General features: G+C 69.4%; 21 protein-coding genes. 3 read left to right on the top strand and 18 right to left on the bottom strand.

The window, feature by feature from the left end:
• The 15 genes from MOJ79_RS14905 to MOJ79_RS14835 all read right to left on the bottom strand — a co-directional run bounded on the left by MOJ79_RS14905 (position 1) and on the right by MOJ79_RS14835 (position 17,120).
• Positions 1 to 1,944, bottom strand: coding sequence for an XrtA/PEP-CTERM system amidotransferase (locus tag MOJ79_RS14905; protein WP_241924861.1), 1,944 nt, complete (start codon positions 1,942 to 1,944; stop codon positions 1 to 3).
• 185 nt (positions 1,945 to 2,129) lie between these two features.
• Positions 2,130 to 2,393 carry a Txe/YoeB family addiction module toxin gene (locus MOJ79_RS14900; RefSeq protein ID WP_241924860.1) on the bottom strand — a complete coding sequence of 88 codons (264 nt, stop codon included), beginning with the start codon at positions 2,391 to 2,393 and terminating at the stop codon, positions 2,130 to 2,132.
• The gene (locus MOJ79_RS14895) at positions 2,386 to 2,640 is read right to left on the bottom strand and encodes a type II toxin-antitoxin system Phd/YefM family antitoxin (RefSeq protein WP_119352625.1); all 255 of its coding nucleotides are present in this window, start codon (positions 2,638 to 2,640) and stop codon (positions 2,386 to 2,388) included. Before MOJ79_RS14895 ends, MOJ79_RS14900 begins: the two co-directional genes overlap by 8 nt.
• A gap of 62 nt (positions 2,641 to 2,702) precedes the next feature.
• Positions 2,703 to 3,953 (bottom strand): TIGR03088 family PEP-CTERM/XrtA system glycosyltransferase, encoded by a 1,251-nt coding sequence (locus MOJ79_RS14890; RefSeq protein ID WP_241924859.1) that lies wholly within the window; start codon positions 3,951 to 3,953, stop codon positions 2,703 to 2,705.
• A 13-nt stretch (positions 3,954 to 3,966) separates the two neighbouring features.
• Positions 3,967 to 5,247 carry a nucleotide sugar dehydrogenase gene (locus MOJ79_RS14885; RefSeq protein WP_241924858.1) on the bottom strand — a complete coding sequence of 427 codons (1,281 nt, stop codon included), beginning with the start codon at positions 5,245 to 5,247 and terminating at the stop codon, positions 3,967 to 3,969.
• Positions 5,248 to 5,291: 44 nt separating this feature from the next.
• Positions 5,292 to 6,860, bottom strand: coding sequence for an exosortase A (xrtA, locus tag MOJ79_RS14880; protein ID WP_241924857.1), 1,569 nt, complete (start codon positions 6,858 to 6,860; stop codon positions 5,292 to 5,294).
• A 25-nt stretch (positions 6,861 to 6,885) separates the two neighbouring features.
• Positions 6,886 to 8,100, bottom strand: a complete 1,215-nt coding sequence (locus tag MOJ79_RS14875; RefSeq protein WP_241924856.1) for a TIGR03087 family PEP-CTERM/XrtA system glycosyltransferase — start codon at positions 8,098 to 8,100, stop codon at positions 6,886 to 6,888.
• A gap of 4 nt (positions 8,101 to 8,104) precedes the next feature.
• Positions 8,105 to 9,142 carry a FemAB family XrtA/PEP-CTERM system-associated protein gene (locus tag MOJ79_RS14870; protein ID WP_241924855.1) on the bottom strand — a complete coding sequence of 346 codons (1,038 nt, stop codon included), beginning with the start codon at positions 9,140 to 9,142 and terminating at the stop codon, positions 8,105 to 8,107.
• Positions 9,143 to 9,158: 16 nt separating this feature from the next.
• Complete coding sequence (locus MOJ79_RS14865) at positions 9,159 to 10,028, bottom strand: XrtA system polysaccharide deacetylase (RefSeq protein WP_241924854.1); 870 nt, start codon at positions 10,026 to 10,028, stop codon at positions 9,159 to 9,161.
• Positions 10,029 to 10,034: 6 nt separating this feature from the next.
• Complete coding sequence (gene wecB / locus MOJ79_RS14860) at positions 10,035 to 11,231, bottom strand: non-hydrolyzing UDP-N-acetylglucosamine 2-epimerase (protein ID WP_241924853.1); 1,197 nt, start codon at positions 11,229 to 11,231, stop codon at positions 10,035 to 10,037.
• Positions 11,228 to 12,325, bottom strand: coding sequence for an XrtA/PEP-CTERM system-associated ATPase (locus tag MOJ79_RS14855; RefSeq protein WP_241924852.1), 1,098 nt, complete (start codon positions 12,323 to 12,325; stop codon positions 11,228 to 11,230). The genes wecB and MOJ79_RS14855 overlap by 4 nt, the downstream gene beginning before the upstream one ends.
• Before the next feature lie 4 nt (positions 12,326 to 12,329).
• Positions 12,330 to 13,907: a TIGR03016 family PEP-CTERM system-associated outer membrane protein gene (locus MOJ79_RS14850; RefSeq protein ID WP_241924880.1), complete on the bottom strand. Its 1,578-nt coding sequence runs from the start codon at positions 13,905 to 13,907 to the stop codon at positions 12,330 to 12,332.
• Positions 13,908 to 13,909: 2 nt separating this feature from the next.
• The gene (locus MOJ79_RS14845; RefSeq protein WP_241924851.1) at positions 13,910 to 14,812 is read right to left on the bottom strand and encodes an XrtA-associated tyrosine autokinase; all 903 of its coding nucleotides are present in this window, start codon (positions 14,810 to 14,812) and stop codon (positions 13,910 to 13,912) included.
• A 7-nt stretch (positions 14,813 to 14,819) separates the two neighbouring features.
• Positions 14,820 to 16,421, bottom strand: coding sequence for an XrtA system polysaccharide chain length determinant (locus tag MOJ79_RS14840; RefSeq protein WP_241924850.1), 1,602 nt, complete (start codon positions 16,419 to 16,421; stop codon positions 14,820 to 14,822).
• Positions 16,422 to 16,487: 66 nt separating this feature from the next.
• Positions 16,488 to 17,120: an XrtA/PEP-CTERM system exopolysaccharide export protein gene (locus MOJ79_RS14835; RefSeq protein WP_241924849.1), complete on the bottom strand. Its 633-nt coding sequence runs from the start codon at positions 17,118 to 17,120 to the stop codon at positions 16,488 to 16,490.
• A 237-nt stretch (positions 17,121 to 17,357) separates the two neighbouring features.
• On the opposite strand from MOJ79_RS14835, the gene MOJ79_RS14830 reads away from it, so the two are divergent.
• The gene (locus MOJ79_RS14830) at positions 17,358 to 18,956 is read left to right on the top strand and encodes an FAD-binding oxidoreductase (RefSeq protein WP_241924848.1); all 1,599 of its coding nucleotides are present in this window, start codon (positions 17,358 to 17,360) and stop codon (positions 18,954 to 18,956) included.
• A 178-nt stretch (positions 18,957 to 19,134) separates the two neighbouring features.
• A complete protein-coding gene (locus MOJ79_RS14825) occupies positions 19,135 to 19,962 on the top strand; it encodes a THxN family PEP-CTERM protein (protein ID WP_272885394.1) in 828 nt (275 codons plus the stop codon).
• Here the strand turns inward: MOJ79_RS14825 and MOJ79_RS14820 are convergent.
• Both MOJ79_RS14820 and MOJ79_RS14815 read right to left on the bottom strand, forming a co-directional pair.
• A complete protein-coding gene (locus MOJ79_RS14820) occupies positions 19,847 to 20,224 on the bottom strand; it encodes an integrase core domain-containing protein (protein ID WP_442863131.1) in 378 nt (125 codons plus the stop codon). The genes MOJ79_RS14825 and MOJ79_RS14820 overlap by 116 nt on opposite strands.
• On the bottom strand, positions 20,196 to 20,588 hold the full coding sequence (locus MOJ79_RS14815; RefSeq protein WP_241924882.1) for a hypothetical protein: 393 nt from the start codon (positions 20,586 to 20,588) through the stop codon (positions 20,196 to 20,198). Before MOJ79_RS14815 ends, MOJ79_RS14820 begins: the two co-directional genes overlap by 29 nt.
• A gap of 538 nt (positions 20,589 to 21,126) precedes the next feature.
• Here MOJ79_RS14815 and MOJ79_RS14810 point away from each other — a divergent pair.
• Complete coding sequence (locus tag MOJ79_RS14810) at positions 21,127 to 22,005, top strand: PEP-CTERM sorting domain-containing protein (protein WP_241924847.1); 879 nt, start codon at positions 21,127 to 21,129, stop codon at positions 22,003 to 22,005.
• A gap of 71 nt (positions 22,006 to 22,076) precedes the next feature.
• Here the strand turns inward: MOJ79_RS14810 and MOJ79_RS14805 are convergent.
• The coding region (locus MOJ79_RS14805) for a transposase (RefSeq protein WP_241924846.1) at positions 22,077 to 22,422 on the bottom strand (346 nt) is incomplete at its 5' end.

Here is a 22,422-nt window from a genome sequence, read left to right as displayed (position 1 = left end):
TCATGCCGGGGTCGCCTCTTCATGGACGCGCGCCGCCGGCGCGGCCTTCCCGCCGTCGACCACCTGGCGCAGGAACGCATCGAACATCAGCAGCGACCACAGCGGCGCGCTGTAGTCGCGCACACCGCTGTGGTGCGCGTGCACCAGGTGCTCGAGATACTTGCGGTCGAACCAGCCGGTGGCCGCGAGCCGCTCGCCCAGCACGGCGTCCTTCACGCGCTGTTTCAGCGGGCCGCGGAACCAGCGCTCGAGCGGCACCGCGAAGCCCATCTTCGGCCGGTACAGCACGTCGTGCGGCAGCAGGGGCTCCATCGCCTTCTTCAGCAGCACCTTGCCCTCGTGGCCGCGCACCTTCAGGTGGTTCGGCAGCGTGGCCAGCCACTCGACGAGCGGGTGGTCCATCAGCGGCTCGCGCACCTCGAGGCTGTGCGCCATGCTCGCGCGGTCGACCTTGGTGTTGATGTCGCCGACCAGGTACGTCTTCAGGTCCAGGTACTGCACGAGCGCGAGCGGGTCGTCGGTGCCGGCGCGCGCGGCGTGGCGCTCGAAGACCTGCCGCGCGTCGTAGCCGCCGAGCAGCGCCTTGAACGCCGGGCTGAACAGCTGCGCGCGCATCGGCCCGCGCAGCAGCGACACCGAGTGGAAGTACGCCTCGACCGACGTGCGCGCCATGCCCTCGAACGTGGTCTTGGCGCGCAGCACGCGCGGCGCCCAGTCGGCCTTCGGGTAGACGCGCCCGAGAAAGCCGAACACCGGCTGGCGCACCGACAGCGGCAGCGCACTGCGCAGCCGCTCTTCCATCAGGTGCAGGCGGTAGCGGCGGTAGCCGGCGAAGTTCTCGTCGCCGCCGTCGCCCGACAGCGCCACCGTGACGTGCTTGCGCGCGAGCTGGCACACGCGGTAGGTCGGGATCGCCGAGCTGTCGGCGTAGGGCTCGTCGTACAGCGTGGCCAGCGTGTCGATGAGGTCGAAGTCGTCGGACTTGACGGTCTCGACACGGTGGTTCGTGCGGTAGCGGCTCGCGACTTTCTGCGCGAACTCGCTCTCGTTGTACTTCGGGTCGTCGAACGCGATGCTGCAGGTGTTGACCGGCCCAGCCGACAGCCCCGCCATCGTCGCGACCACCGCGCTCGAGTCGACGCCGCCGGACAGGAACGCCCCCAGCGGCACTTCCGAGATCATGCGCAGCCGCACCGACTCCTGCAGCCGGTGCTGCAGTTCGGCGCAGGCCTCGTCGAGGGCGATCGGGTTGTCGAGCGTGAAGCGCACGTCCCAGTACTCGCGCGGCTCGGGCAGCGGCGCCCCGCGACGGATCGCGAGCGTGTGCGCGGGCGGCAGCTTGCGGGCCTGCCTGAAGATCGTGCGCGGCTCGGCGACGTAGCCGAGCGCAAAGTACTCCTCGACCGCCAGCGGGTCGAGCTCGCGCTTCAGGCCCCCGTGGGCGAGCAGGCTCTTGAGCTCGCTGCCGAACAGCAGGCGGCCGTCGTCGAGCAGCGCGTAGTACAGCGGCTTGACGCCCAGCCGGTCGCGCGCGAGGAAGAGCGTCTGGCGGCCGCGGTCCCACAGCGCGAACGCGAACATGCCGCGAAAGCGCTCGACGCAGGCCTCGCCCCACTGCTCCCACGCGTGGACGATGACCTCGGTGTCGCTCTTCGTGCGGAAGGTGTGCCCCGCGGCCTGCAGCTCGGGGATCAGCTGCTGGTAGTTGTAGATCTCGCCGTTGAAGACGACGACGACCGAGCCGTCTTCGTTGAACAGCGGCTGCTGGCCGGTGGCGATGTCGATGATCGACAGCCGCCGGTGGCCCAGCCCCAGCCCCGGCTCGACGTGCACGCTGCCCTCGTCGGGCCCGCGGTGGAACTGCGCGTCGTTCATGCGCTGCAGCACCGCGCGGTCGATGTCACGCGTGCCGCGGGTGTCGAAGATGCCGGTGATGCCGCACATGGGGAGTTGGGGACCCGATTCGCGCCGCCGCACCGTCCGGTGCCGCAACCTGCGCAGCGGCAATGGTAGGCGAGGCCCATGACACTCGTGACCGCATTTCGCCTCCACCGCCCGGTGTCATGATTTCCGACACACGGCACGGACCCCTTGAACGAGGGGCCTGGATGCGCCCTCCCCCGCCGGGGTCAGTCGTAGTGATACCGACAGGCGACGACGGCCAGCATGTCGCCCTCGACCGTGTAGACGAGGCGATGGGTATCGTCGATGCGTCGCGACCAGAAGCCTGCAAGGTTCTCCCGCAAAGGCTCGGGCTTGCCGATGCCTTCGAAGGGGTGGCGCATCGCGTCCTGGATCAACGCGGTGATGCGCTTGAGCGTCTTGCGGTCCTGGCTCTGCCAGTACAGGTAGTCGCCCCAGGCTGACGCGGTCCAGACGACCCGCTCAGGCATCGGCGAGTCCGCGCTCCTGCGCTTCGCCGGCGCGGAGCTCGGCGATGGACTTGGCGAGGTGCGCCGCGTTGGCCGGGGACTTCAGCAGGTGCACCGTCTCCATCCAGCTGTTGTAGGTGTCCAGCGACATCACGACCGCATCAGGCGCGTCACGCCGAGCGATGACGGTGACGTCGGCATCGTCCACCACTTGGTCGATGACCTGCTTCAGACGATTCCGAGCCTCGGAGAAGGTGACGACACGCATGAGACCTGTCCTTTTAATTGGACAAGTCTAGCACTGCAAGCCTTGGGGGATCGCAGCAGGCCTCATCGCTCGTTGCGCTCCTCTCGGTGGACGCCAGGTCTAACGATGGATGGGGTTCGCAGCGGCACCATGGTGGCATCGGCCTTCGATGGCGGCGGCAGCACGCCGGCGGCAGCGAGGCCATCGGCATAGACGCGCTGGTAGGCCTCGACCATCGCCTGCAGGCTGAACCGGGCCTCGACCGCGGCGCGGCCGGCACGCCCCATCGCGGCGGCGTGCGCCGGATCCTGCGCCAGCCGCACCAGCGCCTGCGCCATCGCCTCGACGTCGGCCGCCGGCACGAGCCAGCCGGTCGCGCCCTCGTCGACGAGGTCAGCATTGCCGCCCACGTTCGTGGCGAGCACCGGCAAGCCGCTGGCCATCGCCTCGAGGATCGTGTTCGAGATGCCCTCGGCCAGCGACGGCAGCGCGAACGCGTGCAGCCCGCGCATCACGGCCGGCACGTCGGTGCGCTCGCCGGGCAGCCACGCCAGCTCGCGCACGCCGGCGTCGGTGAGCACGGCCTCGCAGGGCGCCCGCAGCGGCCCGTCGCCCACCATCACGAGCCGCAGCCGCTCGCGCAGCGCGGGCTGCAGCTCGAGCGCACGCACGAAGGCGCGCGCGAGCGTCGGCTGGTCCTTGACCGTCTGCATCCGGCCGACGGTGCCGACGAGCCAGTGCCGCGCGGGGTCGAACGGGCAGCCCTCGATCGGCTCGGGCCCCGCAGCGGAAGGATGGAAACGCTGCGTGTCGACGCCGTTGTAGATTTGCGTGATGCGCTGCGGCGGCACGTGCACCTTGTCCACCAGGTACTGCTGCAGGTCGCGCGACAGCGCCACGTAGTGCTGCACGAACGGCCGGTACAGCCGCCGCACGCGCTGGTAGGTGCGGTTGCTGCCGTCGACATCACCGACGTCGCGCCCGTGCTCGCCGTGGATGCGCACCGGCACGCCGGCGAGCCACGCCGCGGGCTGCACCTCGAGCGCGGCGAGGTTGCGCGTGTGCACGATGGCCGGGCGCAGCGCGCGAAACAGCTTCAGCAGCTGCGGGTACAGCCACCAGGTCTGCCCCGGGCGCTTGTGCAGCGCGATGCAGCGCACGTCGGCGCGACGGATGCGCCGGGCGAAGTCGGTGACCTCGGTCAGCGCGACGACGACGTGCCGGTACGCGTCGTCCGGCAGGTGGTTGATCAGGTTGACGACGCCGTTCTCGAGGCCGCCGGTGTCGAAGCGGTAGACGACGTGGGCGATCAGCGGCCGAGGATTGACACTCATGCCACGGCGGCGCTCACAGACGCCACACCTTGTACCCCGCCGCCTCGAACGCCTTCGGATCGAATGCCGCCTTCACGTCGATGAACGCGCCGCCCTTGACCATCTTGCGGCTGAAGTCCTCGAGGCCGAGGCTCATGTAGTCGCGGTGCGCCACCGCGGCGACGATCGCATCCGCCCGCGGCAGGTCCTCGAAGCGCTCGAGCTTGACGCCGTACTCGTGCATCGCCTCGTCGGGCGCGGCCAGCGGGTCGGTCACGTGCACCTCGACGCCGTAGCTCTGCAGCTCGCGGATGATGTCGATGACCTTGCTGTTGCGCAGGTCGCCGCAGTTCTCCTTGAAGGTCAGGCCGAGCACGTTGACCTTGGCGCCCTTGATGTAGCTGCCCGCGGCGATCATGTGCTTGACGGTCTGTTCGGCGACGAACTTGCCCATGCCGTCGTTGATGCGCCGCCCGGCCAGGATCACCTGCGGGTGGTAGCCGATCATGTCGGCCTTGTGCGTCAGGTAGTACGGGTCGACGCCGATGCAGTGGCCGCCGACCAGGCCCGGCTTGAACTTGAGGAAGTTCCACTTGGTGCCGGCGGCCTCGAGCACCTCGCTGGTGTCGATGCCGAGTTTGTCGAAGATGATCGCCAGCTCGTTCATCAGCGCGATGTTGAGGTCGCGCTGCGTGTTCTCGATGACCTTGGCCGCCTCGGCGACCTTGATGCTGCTGGCGCGGTGCACGCCGGGCTCGACGATCGTCTCGTACAGCTTCGCGACCTTGTCCAGCGTCTCGGGCGTGTCGCCGCTGACGATCTTCAGGATCTTCGTCAGCGTGTGCTCCTTGTCGCCGGGGTTGATGCGCTCGGGGCTGTAGCCGACGAAGAAATCCTGCTTCCACTTCATCCCGCTCTCGCGCTCGAGCACCGGGATGCAGACCTCCTCGGTCGCGCCGGGATACACCGTGCTCTCGTAGACGACGATCGCGCCCTTCTTCATGTGGCGGCCGGCGCTCGTGCTGGCGCCCACCAGCGGGCGGAAGTCGGGGATCTTCGCGTCGTCGACCGGCGTGGGCACCGCGACGATGATGATGTCGGCCTCGCCGAGCATCGCCGGATCACTCGTGTAGACGGCGTGGCGCGCCTGCGCCATCTCCTCGTCGCTGAGCTCGCGCGACGGGTCGGTGCCGCGCCGGCACGCGTCGACCTTGTGCTGCGCGATGTCGAAACCGATCGTGCGCATGTGCTTGCCGAACTCGACGACGAGCGGCAGGCCCACGTAGCCCAGACCGATGACGGCGACCGTGTTCATGAGGACTCCCTTTTCGATGACGATTCGTTCTGTCGCGGCCGCGCTCAGCGCCCGGCCTGCGTACGCTCCAACGCGGCTGCCAGTTCCCCGAGGGCGTCGCGCGCGAAGGCCTGCAGCGCGGCCGTCGACGCTTCGGGCGTCGCTGCGGCGGCCTGCAGCACGATCACGGCGCCGTCGTCGCCGTGGCCGCGCAGGCGCGAGGCCGCGCCGGCGAGCTTGGCCTGCAGGTCGCCGACGAGGAAGCGACCGTCGACCCAGTAGCCGTGCCAGACGACGAGGTGCTCGCGCGGCAGCGCGCTGCCGCGCTCGGGCCCGACGACTTCGGCCGAGCGCAGCGTGACGGCTTGGCCGCCCAGGTCCACCGTGACGGTGCCCGGGCGCTTGACCGTCCACTGACGCTCGTTGTGGCTGACCAGCCCGTTGAGCGAATTGACGAGCTTGCGCTCGGCGTTCTGCGCGCGGTAGTAGAAGACGTGCGCGGTGACGGTGCCGGGGGGGCCGCTGTAGCTGCGCGTCACCGCGAGCGACGGGTTCACGAAGTGCGGCGACCAGCCGATGGCCGGCGCCTCGACGGCACTCCAGGCCGCGAACGATGCCGGCAGCTGCAGCTGCGGCGCCGCCTGCGCGCGCTCCGACGCCTGCATCCCCCACAGTGCCGCATGCGGGGCCAGCGCCACGATCGCCGCGCCGGCCAGCACCGCGAGCGCGCGCTGCGTCGCGGCTTGCGACGCCGCGGCACCGAGCCCCGGCGCCGGCGCGCCGGCCGGCGGCTCGTCAGGGTCGGCCCAGCGCATCCCGACGACGAACATGACGAAGATCACGATGCCGAAGAAGACCCAGCCGTACAGGATGTGGTCGACGCCGACGGCGATCCGGTTGCCCGACAGGTGCCCGAGCATCACGATCATGTACGCGCGCAGCCAGTTGGCGACGATGGGCACCACCAGCGAGAACGCCATGAACACGGCGCGCTTGCGGTACGAGCGGTAGTTCAGGTAGGCGAACAGCGAGCCCACCATGAACGACGCCATCAGGTAGCGCACCCCGCTGCACTCGTCGATCACCGACCAGCTGCCGCTCGGAATCACGAAGTGCAGCCCGGTACGGTACACCGGCACGCCGGTCCACTGCAGCGCCAGGACGACGAAGTCGGCCGTCCACTCCATCATCGGCTGCACCGTGAACTCGCCGAACGGCACCGCGAACAGCAGGAACAGCAGCGGGAACAGGATCGCACGCGTCACCTCGACGCCGAGCACCGCCGGCACCGCGAGGATCAGCAGCCCGACGAACGCGAACTGCGCCGGCGCGTTGACGACGACGAGGTCGGCCGCGAACCACGCGAGCGCGAGCGCGGCCATCGGCAGCAGCACCCACGGCGCGGGCTTCGGCGTCAGCGCCGCGAGCCGCTCGCGCTGACGCCAGATCAGCCACAGGCTGATCGGCGCGACGACCCAGCCGTGCGCGAACGTGTCGGAACGCGACCACACGTCGACCATCGCCATCAGCGTGTCGCGGTACATCAGCGCGATCGCGACGACGAGCCCGACGACGGCGGGCAGCGCGCTGCGCCAGGGCGAGGCGAGTCGCAGGTCGGCGGGGATCGCGCTCATGCGTGCGGCCTTCGTGGGCGGGCGTTCAGGCGGCCAGCGGCTGCGCCGTGCGCAGCGCATCGAGCGCCGCGTCGATCGGCGCGAGCTGCGCCGGCCAGCTGTGGTGATCGACGACGCGGCGGCGCCCCGCCGCGCCGACGGCCGCCGCACGCGCCGGATCGCGCAGCAGCGCGTCGACTTCGCGCACGAAGCCCGGGGCGTCGGCGGCGGCGATCAGTTCGTCGCCGAGGCGTGCACCGATCGGCTGCGCACAGCCCGCGGCCGCGACGACGGGCCGCGCCATCGCCATCGCCTCGAGCACCTTGTTCTGGATGCCGCGCGCCACGCGCAGCGGCGCGACGACGACGGCGGCGTACTGCAGGTACGGCCGCACGTCGGGCACGGTGCCGGTGACGTGGACCGCGTCGCCCGCCAGGGCCTGTACCGCCGGCGCCGGCGAGCGGCCGACGACGTGGAAACGCAGCGCCGGCCAGCGCTCGCGCAGCGCGGGCAGCGCCTCGCGCGCGAACCAGGTCACCGCGTCGACGTTGGGCCAGTAGTCCATCGCGCCGGTGAACACGATCGGCACCTCGCCGGCCGCGAAGGGCGCCCCCCGCGCGGCGTCGGGCGCGAAGTGGTCGGCGTCGACGCCGTTGCCCGAGGTGACGACGCGCGCCGCGCACTCGGGCGCGAGCCGGCGAAACAGCGCCGCCTCGGCGTCGGTCACGAAGAACGCGCGCACGGCGCGCGACGCCACCGCGCGCTCGACCGCGAGCAGCCGCTCGCCCTCGCGCCGGTAGACCCACGACAGCGGCCAGCGGTGGTGCTCGGCGTACTGCGCCCACTTCGCCGAGTCGACGTCGACGAAGTCGACGAGCACCGGCAACCCAAGGCCCTCGGCGTACTGCGCCATCGACGACGAGAACACGACCACCGCATCGAGCCGCTCGCGCGCGGCCACCGCCCGCACCCACTGCGCGAGCCCGGCGTCGCGGTAGTAGCGCAGCGTCAGCGGCTCGTCGCCGAGCAGCGCCGGCAGGCTCTGGATCTTCGCGCTCCTCGGGTGCAGCCGCGCCAGGTGCAGGTCGGCGCACCACTGGCGCAGCGTGTCGGCGTGCGCCTCGTCGTCGGGGTCGTCGACGAAGCTGCCGAGGAACACGCGGTGCCGCGCCGCGAGGTGGCGCAGCAGGTGGTACGAGCGCACCTTGTCGCCCTTGTTGGGCGGGTACGGCAGGCGATGGACGAGGTAGAGCAGGTTCACCTCGTCACCCGAGGTTGCGCACGATGTGCGGGCCGAGCCAGTTCGCCACCGCCAGCGGCAGACGCCGCCATGCCTCGATCATCAGCCGGAACTTGGCGTTGGCCGGGTTGTTCTGCGGCACCGCGTCGCGCTTGTAGAGGCGGTACTCGTAGTGCAGCGGCTGCGGCTCGAAGCCCCAGTTCTTCTTGAACGCGTAGCTGCCGGTGCCCTGCTTGCTGCGGCCGTAGTCGAAGGTCTTCAGGCCCTTCGCGCACGCGCGGCGCATCAGCTCCCAGTACTTGAAGTCGTTGGCCGCGAGCTCGCGCGCGGCCTCGGCGTCGCCGGCGTAGTACGGCAGCACCTCGTCGCGGAAGTAGAAGCTCAGCACGCTGCTCACTGGCCGACCCTCGGCGGTGGTCACGGTGAGCACGTCGCAGTCGGGGCCGAAGGTGTCGCGCAACGCCTGGAAGTAGCGCTTGGGCAGCGCCGGCGTGCCGTGGCGGTGGACGTTGTCGGCGTACAGCGCGAAGAAGCGCTCGACGCCGTCGTCGAGGTGGGCCTGCAGCCCGCGCTGGATGCCCTTGCGCACCATCGCACGCTGCTTGCGCGGGATCGCGAGCAGGTTGGCCTCCTCGTCGGGCGCGATCGGCTTGCGGAACGTGACGTACAGGTCCTGCCGCGGCCAGTCGGGGTGGCGGGGCTCGAGCTGGCGCAGCTCGAGGTGCTCGACGCCCAGCCGCTGCGCGAGCTGCTGCGCCTCGTGCTCGAGCGCCTGCGCGGCCGGCTCGTGGTCGGCCGCGACGCCGCCGTAGACGGCGAACGGCAGGCTGACGAGCGCATGGCCGAACAGCAGGCTCCTGACGCGCGCCAGCGGCAGCACGCCGTCGATGCGCCCGCCCGACTCGCTGAACAGGAAGTGCGTCTCGTGGCGGAAGACGCTGCGCATCAGCCGTTGCCACGCGCTGCGGTGGAAGAACGTCGCCTTCGGGCACGCGAAGACGAATTCGTCCCACCGCCGCGCCGTGGCGGCATCGCGGGGGTCGAGGCGGTGGATCGTCGGCATCGCCGTGCCACGCACCTCAGGCGGCCTGCTTCAGCGGCGCCGTCGCGCCACCGCGCAGGAAGATGTGGTCCATGCGCCCCCAGCGGAAGTCGCGCAGCAGCTGAGCGAGACGCCGCTCGACGCGCGGGATGTTGACGTAGTGGCGAAAGCGCGTCTTCGCGTCGATGCCGTCGATGCGCGGCTGCTGCGCATCGATCTCCCACGGGTGGAAATAGAACACCGCGGCCTGCCCGTCGGCGGCGTTGACGCGGCGGATCATCCAGCGCGACACCGGGTACGGCAGCAGGCGGAAATAGCCGCCGCCGCTGCACGGCAGGTTGCGCTCGAACAGGCGCAGCGTCGTGGCCGGCACCTCGAGCAGGTCGCCGTGCACGCGGTGCGCGAAGCGCGGTGCGTCGGGCATGCCGTAGTGGTCGTGGCGGATCGGGTAGATGCTCGAGCTGTAGCGGTGGCCGGCGCGCGCGAGGCACTCGAAGGCCCACAGGTTGCGCCGCCCGATCGAGAAGCTCGGCGCGCGGTAGCCGTGCACCGCCTGGCCCGAGACGTCCTCGAGCAGCCCCTTGGCGCGCGTGACGTCGTGCATGAACGCGTCGCGCGTGAGGTCGCTCGCGCGCTCGTGGCCGTAGCCGTGGCTGGCGAGCTCGTGGCCGCCGTCGACGATGCGGCGCACGAGCTGCGGGTAGCGCTCGGCGACCCAGCCGAGCGTGAAGAACGTGGCCTGCGTGCCGTGGTCGGCCAGCAGCTGCAGGATGCGGTCGACGTTGCGCTCGACGCGGCACTCGCGCCGGTCCCAGTCGTCGCGCGCGATGTAGGGCGCGAACGCCGAGACCTGGAAGTAGTCCTCGACGTCGATCGTCAGCGCGTTGGTGATCGCAGCGGGCACCATCGTCCGTTATCGTGGCGTCGCTTCGTGACCGGCGTGCAGCCAGCCCCACAGGTCGGCGGCGATGCGCTCGGCGGCATGGCCGTCCCACAGCTCGGGCACGCGGCCGCGCTTGCCGCGGCCGAGCAGGATCTCGGCCACCGCGCCGAGGATCGCGTCGCGGTCGCGGCCGACGAGCGTGTTCGTGCCCTGCTCGATCGTGATCGGCCGCTCGGTATTCTCGCGCATCGTCAGGCACGGCACGCCCAGCGCGGTCGTCTCCTCCTGCAGCCCGCCCGAGTCGGTCAGCACGACGGTGGCACCGGCCATCAGGCCGAGCATCTCGAGGTAGCCCTGCGGCGGCAGCACGGCGATGCGCTGCGCATCGATGAGGTGCTGCAGCCCGAAGCGCTCGATGTTGGCGCGCGTGCGCGGGTGCATCGCGAACACCAGCGGCAGCTGCGACGCGACCGCGGCCAGCGTGCCGAGCACGTCGGCGAGCGTGGCCGCGTCGTCGACGTTCGACGGCCGGTGCAGCGTGACCACGCCGTAGCCGTGGCGGTGGTCGAGCAGCGCGGGGTCGAGCCCGTGCGCGCGCAGCGTCGCTGCCGGCGCGCGCGCGAGCTCGCGGTGGTGCAGCAGCGAGTCGATCATCACGTTGCCGACGAAGACCACGCGCTCGGCAGGCACGCCTTCGCGCTGCAGGTGCACGAGGGCGCTGCGCTCGGTCGTGTACAGGCGGTCGGCGACCTGGTCGGTCAGCACGCGGTTGATCTCTTCGGGCATGCGCCGGTCGTGGCTGCGCAGCCCCGCCTCGACGTGAACGACCGGCACGTGCTTCTTGACCGCGACCAGCGTGCACGCCAGCGTCGAGTTGACGTCGCCGACCACGACGACGCACGACGGCCGGTGCTGGTCGACGACGGGCTCGAAGCGCTTCATCACCTCGGCCGTCTGCACCGCGTGCGTGCCCGAACCGACCTCGAGGTTGACGTCGGGCCGCGGCAGCCGCAGGTCGTCGAACAGCCGGTCGTTCATCTCGGCGTCGTAGTGCTGGCCGGTGTGCACCAGCAGCGCCGGGATGGGCGGCCGGTGGCTGGCTAGCGCGCGCAGGATCGGCGCCATCTTCATGAAGTTGGGCCGCGCACCGACGACGCACAGCACGGGCCCGAGCCCCGCCGTGCTGCCGATGCCGGCGTCGGCGATGGCCGGCGCCGCACCTGTCATGGCTTGTCCTCCCCGCGCGGCTTCGCGGCCGCATCGACCAGCTTCTTCAGCAGCGCGAGCGTCTGCACGTGCAGCCGCTCGAGCCGCAGCAGGCTGCGCTCGAGCCGCTGCATCTGGTCGAGCTTCTGCTCGGCGCTCAGCTGCGCGAGCTGCTGCTGCAGGCTCTGCGCGAGCTCGGGGTCGAGCTCGAGCGTCGTCAGGTCGACGTCGAGATCGGCGGCGGCCTGCGCGCCGCCCGCAGCCAGCGCAACGGCGGCGGGCGCCGCGGGCTTGGGCGGCACGTACGCCTCCTGCTCGAACTCCTTGGCCACCTCGGCGACGTCGTCGGCGTTGAGCGCCGTCTTGTTGGCCAGGAAGCCGAGCAGCAGCAGCCGGTCGCACACCGAGTTGATGCGCCGCGGGATGCCGCCGCTGACGCGGTGGATCGCGTCGAACGCCGCGGCGTCGAAGCTGGGCTTGCCCTTCGAGCCGGCCTTCTTCAGCCGGTGCTCGATGTAGCGCTGCGTCTCGTCGCGGTCGAGCGGACCGATGTGGCAGCTCGCCGCGACGCGCTGGCGGAACTGCTCCATCTCGGGGCGCTGCAGAATCTCGCGGAACTCGGGCTGGCCGACGAGGAAGCTCTGCAGCAGCGCCTGGTTGCCGAACTGGAAGTTCGACAGCATGCGCAGTTCCTCGACGGCCTTCGGCGACAGGTTCTGCGCCTCGTCGACGATCAGCAGGCACTTCTTGCCCTGCGTCGTCTGGCTGAGCAAAAAGGCCTCGAGCGTGATCAGCAGCTCCGACTTCGGCACGTCCTTGACCTTGAAGCCGAACGCGGCACCCACCATGCGCAGCGTGTCCTCGGCGCCGAGCTGCGTCGTCACGAGGTTGCCGATCGTCACGTTGGAGCCGTGCAGGCTGTCGATCAGCGTGCGCAGCAGCGTCGTCTTGCCGGCGCCGATCTCGCCGGTGACGACGATGAAGCCCTCGTTACGCGAGATGCCGTACTCGAGGTACGCCTTCGCACGGCTGTGCTGCTTGCTGCCGAAGTAGAACGCCGGATCCGGGTTCAGCTGGAACGGCTTGCTCGCAAGCCCGTAGAACTGTTCGTACATGGGCTCAGTTGAAGCGGTAGCTGAACGTGCCGACGAGCGCGTTCTCGGTGTAGGGGCGGGTGTCGCTGTCGAACGAGACGTGGCGCGCCGCCAGCGACAGATTGCTGCGCCGCCCGGTCTGCGTCGTCCACGTCAGCGTCACGGTGCGCTGGCGCGTGCGTTGGGTGTCGAGCTCGCCCTCGTTGCGCTGCTGCGACAGCGCCAGACTCGCCGACGACACCGGCGACAGCCGGTGCGCGAGGTTGACGCTGACGCCCTGCTGCCGCACGAAGTCGGTGTTCGCGAAGTCGTCGCCGATGCCGGTGGCCAGCGTGTCGAGGCGGCTGGTCCGTGAGTTGGTCAGCGTCAGCGTCACCGTCGTGCGCCGGCCGAGCAGCGCGAACGACAGCGACTGCGTCTCCTGCAGCGATGCGGCACCGAACAGGAAATTGGTGAACACCAGCGTGCCGGGCGCGATGCCGTTGGCCTGCAGGAACGCGAGCACGAGCTGCTCGCGCTTGAGCGGGTCGGGCTCGATCGACGCGAACTGCGCGTACAGGAGGTCGAACACGGTCGCCACCGCCGCGTTGCCGCGGCCGTTGATCTCGCTCGCGTCGCGGCTGGCGCGCAGCGTCCACACGGTGCGCGGCGTGCGGTGCTGGAACGTGACGTTGTAGCCGGTGCCGAAGTAGCGGTCGTCGACCTGCGCCGACAGGGTCGTGCGCACGGTGGGCCGCCAGTCGAAGCCGACACCGTAGCGGTCGTAGCGCGTCTTGTCGACCGTGCGGTAGTCGTTCCAGTCGGCGCCGGCGCTGGCGCGCACGACGAACTCGGGCGTCACGCGGTACGACAGGGTGCCGAGCACGCTATCGGCCTCGGTGCGGCGGCTGGCGTCGTAGTCGCTGACGGTGCGCGTGGCCACCAGCCCCCAGCCCAGGCGGCTGAAGCTCGAGCCGCTGTTGAGCGCGAGCTGCGCCGAGTCGGTCGTCGCGCCGAACCGCGACGCGTCGGGCGTGATCGTCTGCGAGTGCGTCACGCGCGCCGTGAGGTTCGCGACGCTGCCCAGCCGGCCGACCAGGTACGGCGACAGCGTGTAGGTGTAGACCTGCGTCGTGTCGCCGCCCGGCAGGCCGCCGGGCGTTGGCTGGCCGAACGCCGTCGTCAGCTGCTGCGACGCCTGCGCGCTGGCGTCGAGATAGAGATGGTTCTCGACCAGCTCCCCGCTACCTCTCAGGCTCAGCCGGTTCTGGATCGTGCTGCGGTCGCTCTCGCGCGCGTAGACGACGCCGTTGAGCGCGTAGTCGATCGAACCCTGCACACGCGGCCCGCGCGCGCTGATGCGCACCGCGGGCGTGACCTGCGTGATCGCCTCGGCCTGGCCGTCCTTGTCGAGGCGGCCGTTGTCGGTCAGCGTCTGCGAGACGCTGATGCTCGGCTGGACGTAATACTTCAGGTCACCGGCGGTCTGCGCGTGCACGCCGAGTGCCGTCAGCGCCGCGAGCGCCACGCTGCCGGGGCGCCACAGCGGCGCAAGCGCGGCGCGCGAGAAGCGCGCCGGCTCGGGCGCACAGGCCGTCGCGGCCGGGCGGCGGCGCGAGGCCATCGTCACGTCGCCGGCTTCGGCTCGCCGCCGCGGCCGTGGCCGTAACCGTAGCCATACCCGTAGCCATACGCCGCCTCGGGCTCGCTGCGCACCTGGTTGAGCAGCATCAGCCGCACCGGGCACGCCTCGATCGTGTCGAGCGCGGCCTGCACGTCGCTCTGCTTCGTGCGCCCGGCCTGCACGACGATGACGATCTGGCCCATGTTGGTCGCCAGCACGCGCGACTCGGTCGTCAGCAGCAGCGGCGGCGAGTCGAAGATGACGATGCGGTCCGGGTAGCGGTTGGCGATGTCGTCGAGCAGGCGGCGCATGCCCTCGCTGGCCAACATCTCGGTGGCGCGCTGGTGCGGCGTGCCGCTGGGCAGCAGGGTGAGCTTGTCGACGTTGGTCCGCAGCAGCGCCTCGTGCATCGGCACCGAGCCGTCGATGAGGTCGAGCAGGCCCGGCCCCTCGGGCAGGCCGAGGTTCTTCAGCACGGCCGGGCGCGCGACGTCGGCGTCGACGAGCATCACCGTGTGGTCGAGCTCGGTGGCGATGCTCATCGCCAGGTTCAGCGCGGTGAACGTCTTGCCCTCGCCGGGCAAGGCGCTCGTGATCATGATCAGGTTCGCGTGGTTGATCGTCGACGCGCCCTTGCCGCTGGCGTTCTGCAGCAGCGGGCGCTTGATGACGCGGAACTGGTCACCCAGCCGCGAGCGCGGCGCGTTCGGCGTGACGATGCCGTTGCGCGCGAGCAGGTCGAGGTCGAGCTCGACGCGGCGCGACGTGACGGCAGGAGCGGCCGGCGGCGGCGCAGCGACGGCCGCGGCGCCCGCCGCCGCGGTCGGCGCCGGTTCGGGCACCTCGACGCCGGCCGCGCGCAATTGCGCCAGACGCTGCGCCGCTTGTTCGATCAGGCTGCTCATAGGGGCCTCACACCGCACGCTGGGCCATGAAGGCCATCACCGCCATGCCGGCCATGAACAGCAGCACGAGGCTGCCCGAGGCCGACCAGAACTTGACGAGCTCGAGCTTCTGGCGCCGGCGCGCCGCATCGCTCATCACCGCCGAGACGACGCCGATCAGCGGCAGCTGCGTCTTCAGCCGCAGCTCGCCGCCGTCGTGGAACACCGGCCGCAGCTGGCTCGCCGCGAAGGCCAGGAACACCGCGATGCCCAGCCCCGCCACCAGCGCCAGCGGCATCAGCAGCAGCCGGTTCGGCGCCACCGGCTTCGGGTTGACGCGCGGCGGGTCGATCAGGCGGAACTCGGCGACACCCGCGGCCACCTCGAGCTCGCCCGACATCGCGGCCGACTCGCGCCGCGCGACGAGGTCGTCGTAGTTCTTCTTGTGGATCGCGTAGTCGCGGTTGAGCTGCGCGAGCTCGGCCTCGAGCGCCGGCGCGGTGCGCAGGTTCGCGATCGCCTGCTGGTGGCGCGCGGCGATTTCGTTCACGCGCGCGCGCAGCGACGCCACCTGGACCTCGGCCGAAGCGACCATCTGGCCGAGCTGCTGCGCCATGAACGAGCCACCACCCATCGCACCGTCAGCCGCCGGTGCGTTCGCGGCCGCGGCCTTGGCCTCTTCCTGCAGCCGCGCGATCTCCCGGGCCTTCTGCTCCTCGAGGTCCTTGAGCAGCCGGCGCGCGCTCACCACATCGGGATGCTGCTCGGTGTAGCGCAGCAGCAGGCCATCCAGGTTGCGCTTGGTCGCGTCGATGCGCGCGTCGATCTCGGGCGTGGCCACCGCCAACGCGGGGCTTTGCAGCAGGCCGCCGCCGACCGGCGCAGCGCCCTCGCCCTTCTTGAGCGCCTCGAGCTGCGCCTTGGCCGCGTCGCGCGCGTTCTCGGCCTCGCGCAGCTGCATGCGCGCCTGGTCGAGCTGCGTGGCCAGCGCGTTGACGCGCGCGAGCGAATCCTCGCCGCCCGCCACGAGCTGGCGGTCGATATTGCGCAGGCGGAACTCCTTCAGCCTCGCCTCGGCTTCCTCGAGGCGCTGCTCGTATTGCTTGATCTGCTCGTTGATGAAGGCCTTGGCGACGTCGGAGTCGCGCCGCGTCTGGCCCAGGCTCGACTCGACGAAGATCGACACCAGCGACTGGATCACGCGCTGCGCCTTGTCGCGGTCTTCGTTACGGTACGACAGGTTGTACAGGTTGTCGCCGCGCGCCTGGCTGATCTTCAGGTCCTTCATCAGGTCGGTGATCAGTTCCTCCTGCTGCGCCTTCGTCTTGGCGTTCAGGTCGAGGTCGGCCATGCGGATCAGCTTCTCGACGTTGGGCCGGCTGATCAGCGTGCGGCTGAGCAGCGACACCTGCTGCTCGACGTTGGGCTGGATCGCCAGCCCCGACATCAGCGGCTTGAGGATCGACTGCGTGTCGACGTAGATGCGCGCCGAGGCTTCGTACTGGTCGGGAATCTTCAGCACCACCGCCACGCCGATGGCCGTGACGACCCACGACACGATCAGCGCCGGCCAGCGGTATTTCCACATCCCGCGCAGCACGGTCTGCAGCTGTTTCAGGAGTTCTTCCATCGCGTGATCCGGTGGTACCAAAGGCGGCGGCGCAACGGGGCCGGCCGCGTCAGAGCGTGTTGGGCGTCAGAACCAGCTCTCGGGGATGATCAGGATGTCGCCCGGCTTGACATCGACGTTGGCCGACACGTCGCCGCGCTTGAGCAGGTCGCGCAGGCGCACCGAATACTGCTTGTTGCCCTCCGACGTGCGCAGAATCGTGGCCTTATTACCGTCGGCGAAATCGGTCAGGCCGCCGACGGCGATCATCACGTCGAGCAGCGTCATGTTCTGCTTGTACGACAGGAACTGCGGCCGTGCGGCCTCGCCGACGACGCGGATCTGCTCGCTGTAAGGCCCGACGAAGCCGCCGACCAGGATCGTGACCTGCGGGTCGACGATGTACTTCGAGAGCTCCTTCTCGACCTCGCGCGCGAGTTCCTTCGGCGTCTTGCCCTGCGCCATGATCTCGTCGATCAGCGGCGCGGCGATGCGCCCGTCGGGCCGCACGGGCACCGTCGTCGTCACCTCGGGGTTGCGCCAGACGAACACCGTCACGCTGTCGCCGGCGCCGATGATGTAGCGGTAGTCGGGGGTGGCGGCAGTGCGCGGGGCGGGGGGGAAGTCGGGGGTGCTGCTGCACGCGACCAACAGACCGACCGCTGCGAAAACCAGCAGCCAACGTGCGCTGCGCCCCGTGAAGCCCAATCGATGATTCATACGTCGTTCCTTTTTCTGGCCGCACAAGGTGCCTGACACGGGAGCGTGACCGCGAAGCAGCGGCTCACCCCCGCGACTGCGCCCGGCCGGCAGTTACGATTCAGAGGTGCCAATGATCCTGCGTCGCCGAAGAACATACCGCTGAATGATGTCACACGCCACCGCAGCACCCGTCCCGGGCAACCATCCGAGTGAGGGGGTACGCCAGCCAATAATTCACAGCACGGCGGCCACGCCATGAACATCGAGGGCGCGATTGGCGAATGGCGGGCCTTGCTGGGTGCGCGGTGCGTGCTTACAGCCGCCGAGGCCCAAGCGGCCTACGGCGCCGATACCGGTGGCGCCAAGCGCGTCATCCCAGCGGCGCTGAAGATCACCGACAGCGGCGACCTGCCCGAGGTGGTGCGCATCGCCCAGCGGCACGGCACCCCGCTCTATCCGATCAGCACCGGGCACAACTGGGGCTACGGCACGGCCTTGCCGGCGCAGGACGGCTGCACGATCGTCGACCTGTCCGGCCTGCGCCGGATCCTGCATTTCGACGCCGAGCTCGGCGTGGTAACGGTGGAGCCGGGTGTCACGCAGGGCATGCTGGCCGAGTTCCTCGACGCCGGCGGCCACCCCTACATGGTGCCCACCACCGGCGCCGGCCCGTCGTGCAGCCTGCTCGCCAACGCGCTCGAGCGCGGCTACGGCATCACCCCCTACACCGATCACTTCGGCGCGGTGACGGACCTCGAGGCCGTGCTCGGCGACGGCACCGTCTACCGCACGGCACTGCGCGAATTGGGCGGCGAGGAGGTCGCACGGCTGTTCAAATGGGGCATCGGCCCGTACACCGCAGGCCTGTTCACCCAAAGCGGCTTCGGCATCGTCACGCGGATGTCGATCGCGCTGGCGCGGCGGCCCGAGTGCGTGATGTCTTGCATCTTCTCGCTGGCCGACGACAGCCTGCTCGAACCCGCCGTGGACCGCGTGCGGCACGCGCTGGCGACGCTGCCCGGCACCGTCGGCGGCATCAACCTGATGAACCGCCACCGCGTGCTCGCGATGGCTGCACCGTACCCCGCCGAGGCGGTCGGCGCCGACGGGCTCATCCGCCCCGCCGTCATCGAGGCGATGGGCCGGCAGTACCAGGTGGCACCGTGGACCGGTTTCGCGACGGTGTACGGCACCCGGCGTACCGCGCGTGCGGCCCGGCACGAACTGCGCGCCGCCTTCCGCGGCATCGCGAGCCGCATGCTGTTCTTCACGCCGCAACGCGCGCGGACACTGTCGCGCGCCGTGCGCTGGCTGCCGGGCCGCTGGGGGCAGCGCCTTGCCCGCACGGCGGGCACGCTGGCGCGGTCGCTCGATCTTGTGGGCGGGCGGCCCAACGAGACCGCCTTGCCGCTCGCCTACTGGCGCAGTGGGCAAAGGCCGACCCAAGGCGTACTGGATCCAGCGCGGGACGGCTGCGGCATTCTCTGGTTCGCCCCCCTGGTGCCGATGCGAGGCAAATCGGCGCGAAAGCTCGTCGACATGGTCGCGGCGCTGACCCGGGCGCACGGCATCGAGCCGCTGCTCACGCTGACGTCGCTCAACGACCGCGTCCTGGACAGCACCGTACCCATCCTCTTCGACCGCGGGGCGGCCGGTCAAGCCGCCAAGGCGCAAGCCTGCCTCGAGGCGCTCCTCGAGCAAGCGCTGGCCGAGGGGTTTGCTCCATACCGGGTCGGCATCGACTCGATGGGTCACCTCGCTGCCGAGATGACGGCGTCGGAGCGGTTCAGCGACCTGCTGCGCCAGGCGATCGACCCGAAGCGCTTGATCTCACCAGCTCGTTACGCCCGGTAGGCGCGACGCCACGCGCGTCGGATTTGCTTACACAAGCGGGGCCGACAACGGCAGCAACGCCTCCTGTGTAAGGCAAGTATTTGATCCGTAGAGGATTTTACGGCCGCGACGTGATTGGCGCGCAATTTGCTTAGTCTATGTCCAGACGTTGCGCGATGTAACGATTCGGAGATAGACCATGGCAAGACACTGGAAGACAACGCTGGCGGCAATCGTGCTTGCGGCCGCTTCATCGGCCCACGCAGCTATCGTGAATACGTGGAACTACAGCGTGTCGAGCGAGTGGCTGTCCGTGACCGGGGGTCAGAACGTCGTGCTGACGCCGCTGAGCTTGAGCTGGGGCAACACGGTGGCAAGCGGCGGCGTGCGCAGCTCGCTGGTCATCAGCAACAGCCCGTCCGCCGGTTCGCTGGACACCTACATCGGCGGCGGCACGCCGCCGACGGTGGCACCGTTCCTCGGCACCGGCAACACGCTGACGCACAACAACTTCCCGATCCCGTCGGGCAGCGGGATCACCGGCGCGGTGCTGCGCTCCACGCTGACGCTCGACGACCCCAACGTGCCCGGCACGCAACCCGGCGCATTGCCCTCGCTGACCTTCGACATCGCGTTCACCGAGACGCCCAACCAAGCGGGAACGTGCGTCGCGCCCAGCCCACCGGGCAACCCCTGCAACGACATCTTCGTTTTGAAGACCGGGCTGCTGAACGCCGTGCTCCCGTACCCGGATGCTTCGCAGCTGTATTTCATCAACATCTTCCCGATCGCCGGCGGTGCGCTGGGGCTGCTCGACAACGCCATCTGCGCGGCGGCAGGCGTGATCACAACCACGGGCTGCCTGGGGTTCACGACCGTCGAGGGGCAGTCCAACCCGCTGTCGTTCGGGTTCACGATCTCCACGGAGCGGCTCGAGATTCCGGAGCCTGGCACGCTGGCGCTGGCAGGTCTAGCGCTGCTTGGCGCGGGCTTGGCGCGTCGGCGCGCGGCAGTTCGTCGGGACTGAGGCACCCACTTTTCGCCCTGAGGCTGGTATTGACGTTCGAAGGCCCGCTGTTGCGGGCCTTTTTCGTTATCTTGACCCTGCTGCCAGGGGAAGCACGCAAAGGCGGAGTCTGCCCTCTGCCGCTGTGCGGCTTTGCACAGCCATCGTCGCGCCACGGGTGGGCGATGGTCTCGCGGGCCTGCTGCAGGGTCTGGAACCAGTACTTGTTCAGACATTCGGAGCGGAACTTGCCGTCAAGGCCTTCGATGTAGCCGCTCTGCACGGGCTTGCCCGGCTCGATGATCGGGAGTTGGGCGTGCTGCCTGATTGCCCTCAGGCGATAAGGGCCCGGCTGGTTGACCACTGCCCCTCGCGGTGCGCACGGCCGCCGGCTGGCCGCAGAAGATCGCGACGCGCTTTAGCAGCCGCATGACGTACTCGCCCGAGATGCCGTAGTCCACCGTGAGACCCGCGCACTGGTGGCTGAAGTGTTCGGCCAACAAGGTCAGGCACTTCAGCCGGCGGCCGTTGGCCCGGCTGTCGCTGCGGCAATCCATGCTCGCGACCTCTTTAACGGCGCGCGCCACCTGCCGCGGCACGCGCTCGGCGGCCGACGAGCGGCGCACCTTCTGGCGATTGCGCGCCAAGTCGATGCACAGGCTTTACCCCGAGGACGCTCATGAGCGCGCGGATGGCCAAGTGCACCTCGGTCAGCAGCCGCCTGAGCTTGGCGTTCTCCGCCTCTAGCACACGCGGGCGCTGCGCGCGTCGGACGCCTCGATGCCGTCGAACTTCGAGCGCCACTTGTTGAGCGTCGCGTCGCTGAAGCCGCCCGTTGCGGCAGATCTCGGGCACCCGCAATGCCGGCCTCGGCTTGCCTGCGGAGCCCGATGATCGGTTCCTTGCTGAACTCGCTCTGCCTGCCGATGTCCATCGGTCTCTTGCCGACTGGCCAGCGGACAGCAATTCCCACTCCTTGCTCCTTAGTGCGGCCGGGAGGGAGCTGGCCACCCCAGGGAGGCCCGTCGGCAGAATTTACACTCGACTTCCGCGAGCAACGCCAGCGCCCCTGGAAAGAAGCTAACCCTTTGATTTATCGAGTCTTCTTAATGCTGGCACAGGATCTGCTCCATTGAGGGCGTATCGGGGATCGGCCACCCGTCTGTCGGCCTCAAGGAGAGCGCGATGAGCACGTTCAAAGCAGTACTTGCGGGGGTATCCCTCGCCGTGGCCGCACTTGCACCGGCAAGTGCGGCCGTCGTTCAGGGCATTCCGGTCACCGACGCCATCATCGAGGTGGATTCGGGGTCGTTCCGGCAGAATCTCAACCTGAACACCGGGGAGTTGACTGGGTTCGGGCTCGTTTCGAGCTTCAACAACAACACAATCCTCATCCCGGCGGGACGAGAGCTGACCTACAGCTTCAGCGGCTTCTTTCTCGACGAGCCGAACAGTTCGATCAACCGCCTGATCTTCACGGGCGGCACCGTGACGCTCTACTCGGACGGTACGCCGAACTTCAACATCAACAATGGCGCCACGGCGACGGACAGCGAGTTTGCAATGCCGTTCCTGACGCTGGCGGGGTCGTTCTTCATCGACATCGTGAACACGACCGTCGGTGGCACCTTGTCCGCGAATCTGCTCTCGGGCTTCACCGCACTCGACGTCACCGGTGGCGCAGCGGCACCGTACTTCGACACGAACGCACTTGCGGTTCTGGTCTCCCTTGGCCCGCCGCCTGTGTTTGGCATGGTCGACGTGACGGGCTCGACGAGTCTCGTCAACTACTTCCTCAACGGATCGTCGACCCCAACAGCAGCAAGCGCGTTTGCCAATTCGGTGCTGCTTGCGGCGATTGGCGCTGGCGTGAATCCGAATGACACGACTGTGAACGTGCTCGACTTCTTCAAGACGACGATGCAGTTGACGTCGATCGAAGGCACGGGCTCCGCGGATTTCAACGTGAAGGTCATTCCGGAGCCGGGGACGCTCGCTCTGCTCGGGTTCGGTGCCTTGGCGCTCGGGCTTGCCCGTCGGCGCAAGGGCGGGACGGCTGAGTAAGCCTCCGAGCACCGTCCCGGCGTCACAGAGAGCCCTGCAGAGATGCAGGGCTCTTTTCTTTTTGGTAATTCCTAACCTTTCCGGACCAGAATTGGACGTAGGTCCTGGATGGAGATCTGCTTGAGAAGCTTGTACAGCAAGGGTTGCAGGTTCTCGTACCGATGATTGAACCGGTAGCAAACTTCGGCCAGGTACAGGTGGAAGTATTGCCGGGGCACGCCACGATACATGTACAGCCAGTTCTTGGCGTAGCTCCAGAAGCCCTCGATGCCGTTGATGTGATCTCGCCCGGCAGGCCGACCCTTCTCCTTGCGGATCATCACGTATTCGCCGCGCAGCTTCAGCGTGGCATAGGCCTGCCACTCGTCGGTGTAGTAGAGCGCGCCTTCTCGGGTGTGCGCCTCGATCTCGCGCATG

The sequence above is a fragment of the Calidifontimicrobium sp. SYSU G02091 genome (assembly GCF_022631395.1).
In the GTDB taxonomy this organism is placed as follows: Bacteria; Pseudomonadota; Gammaproteobacteria; order Burkholderiales; family Burkholderiaceae_C; genus Calidifontimicrobium; species Calidifontimicrobium sediminis.
This window is presented reverse-complemented; position numbering and strand designations above follow the sequence as displayed.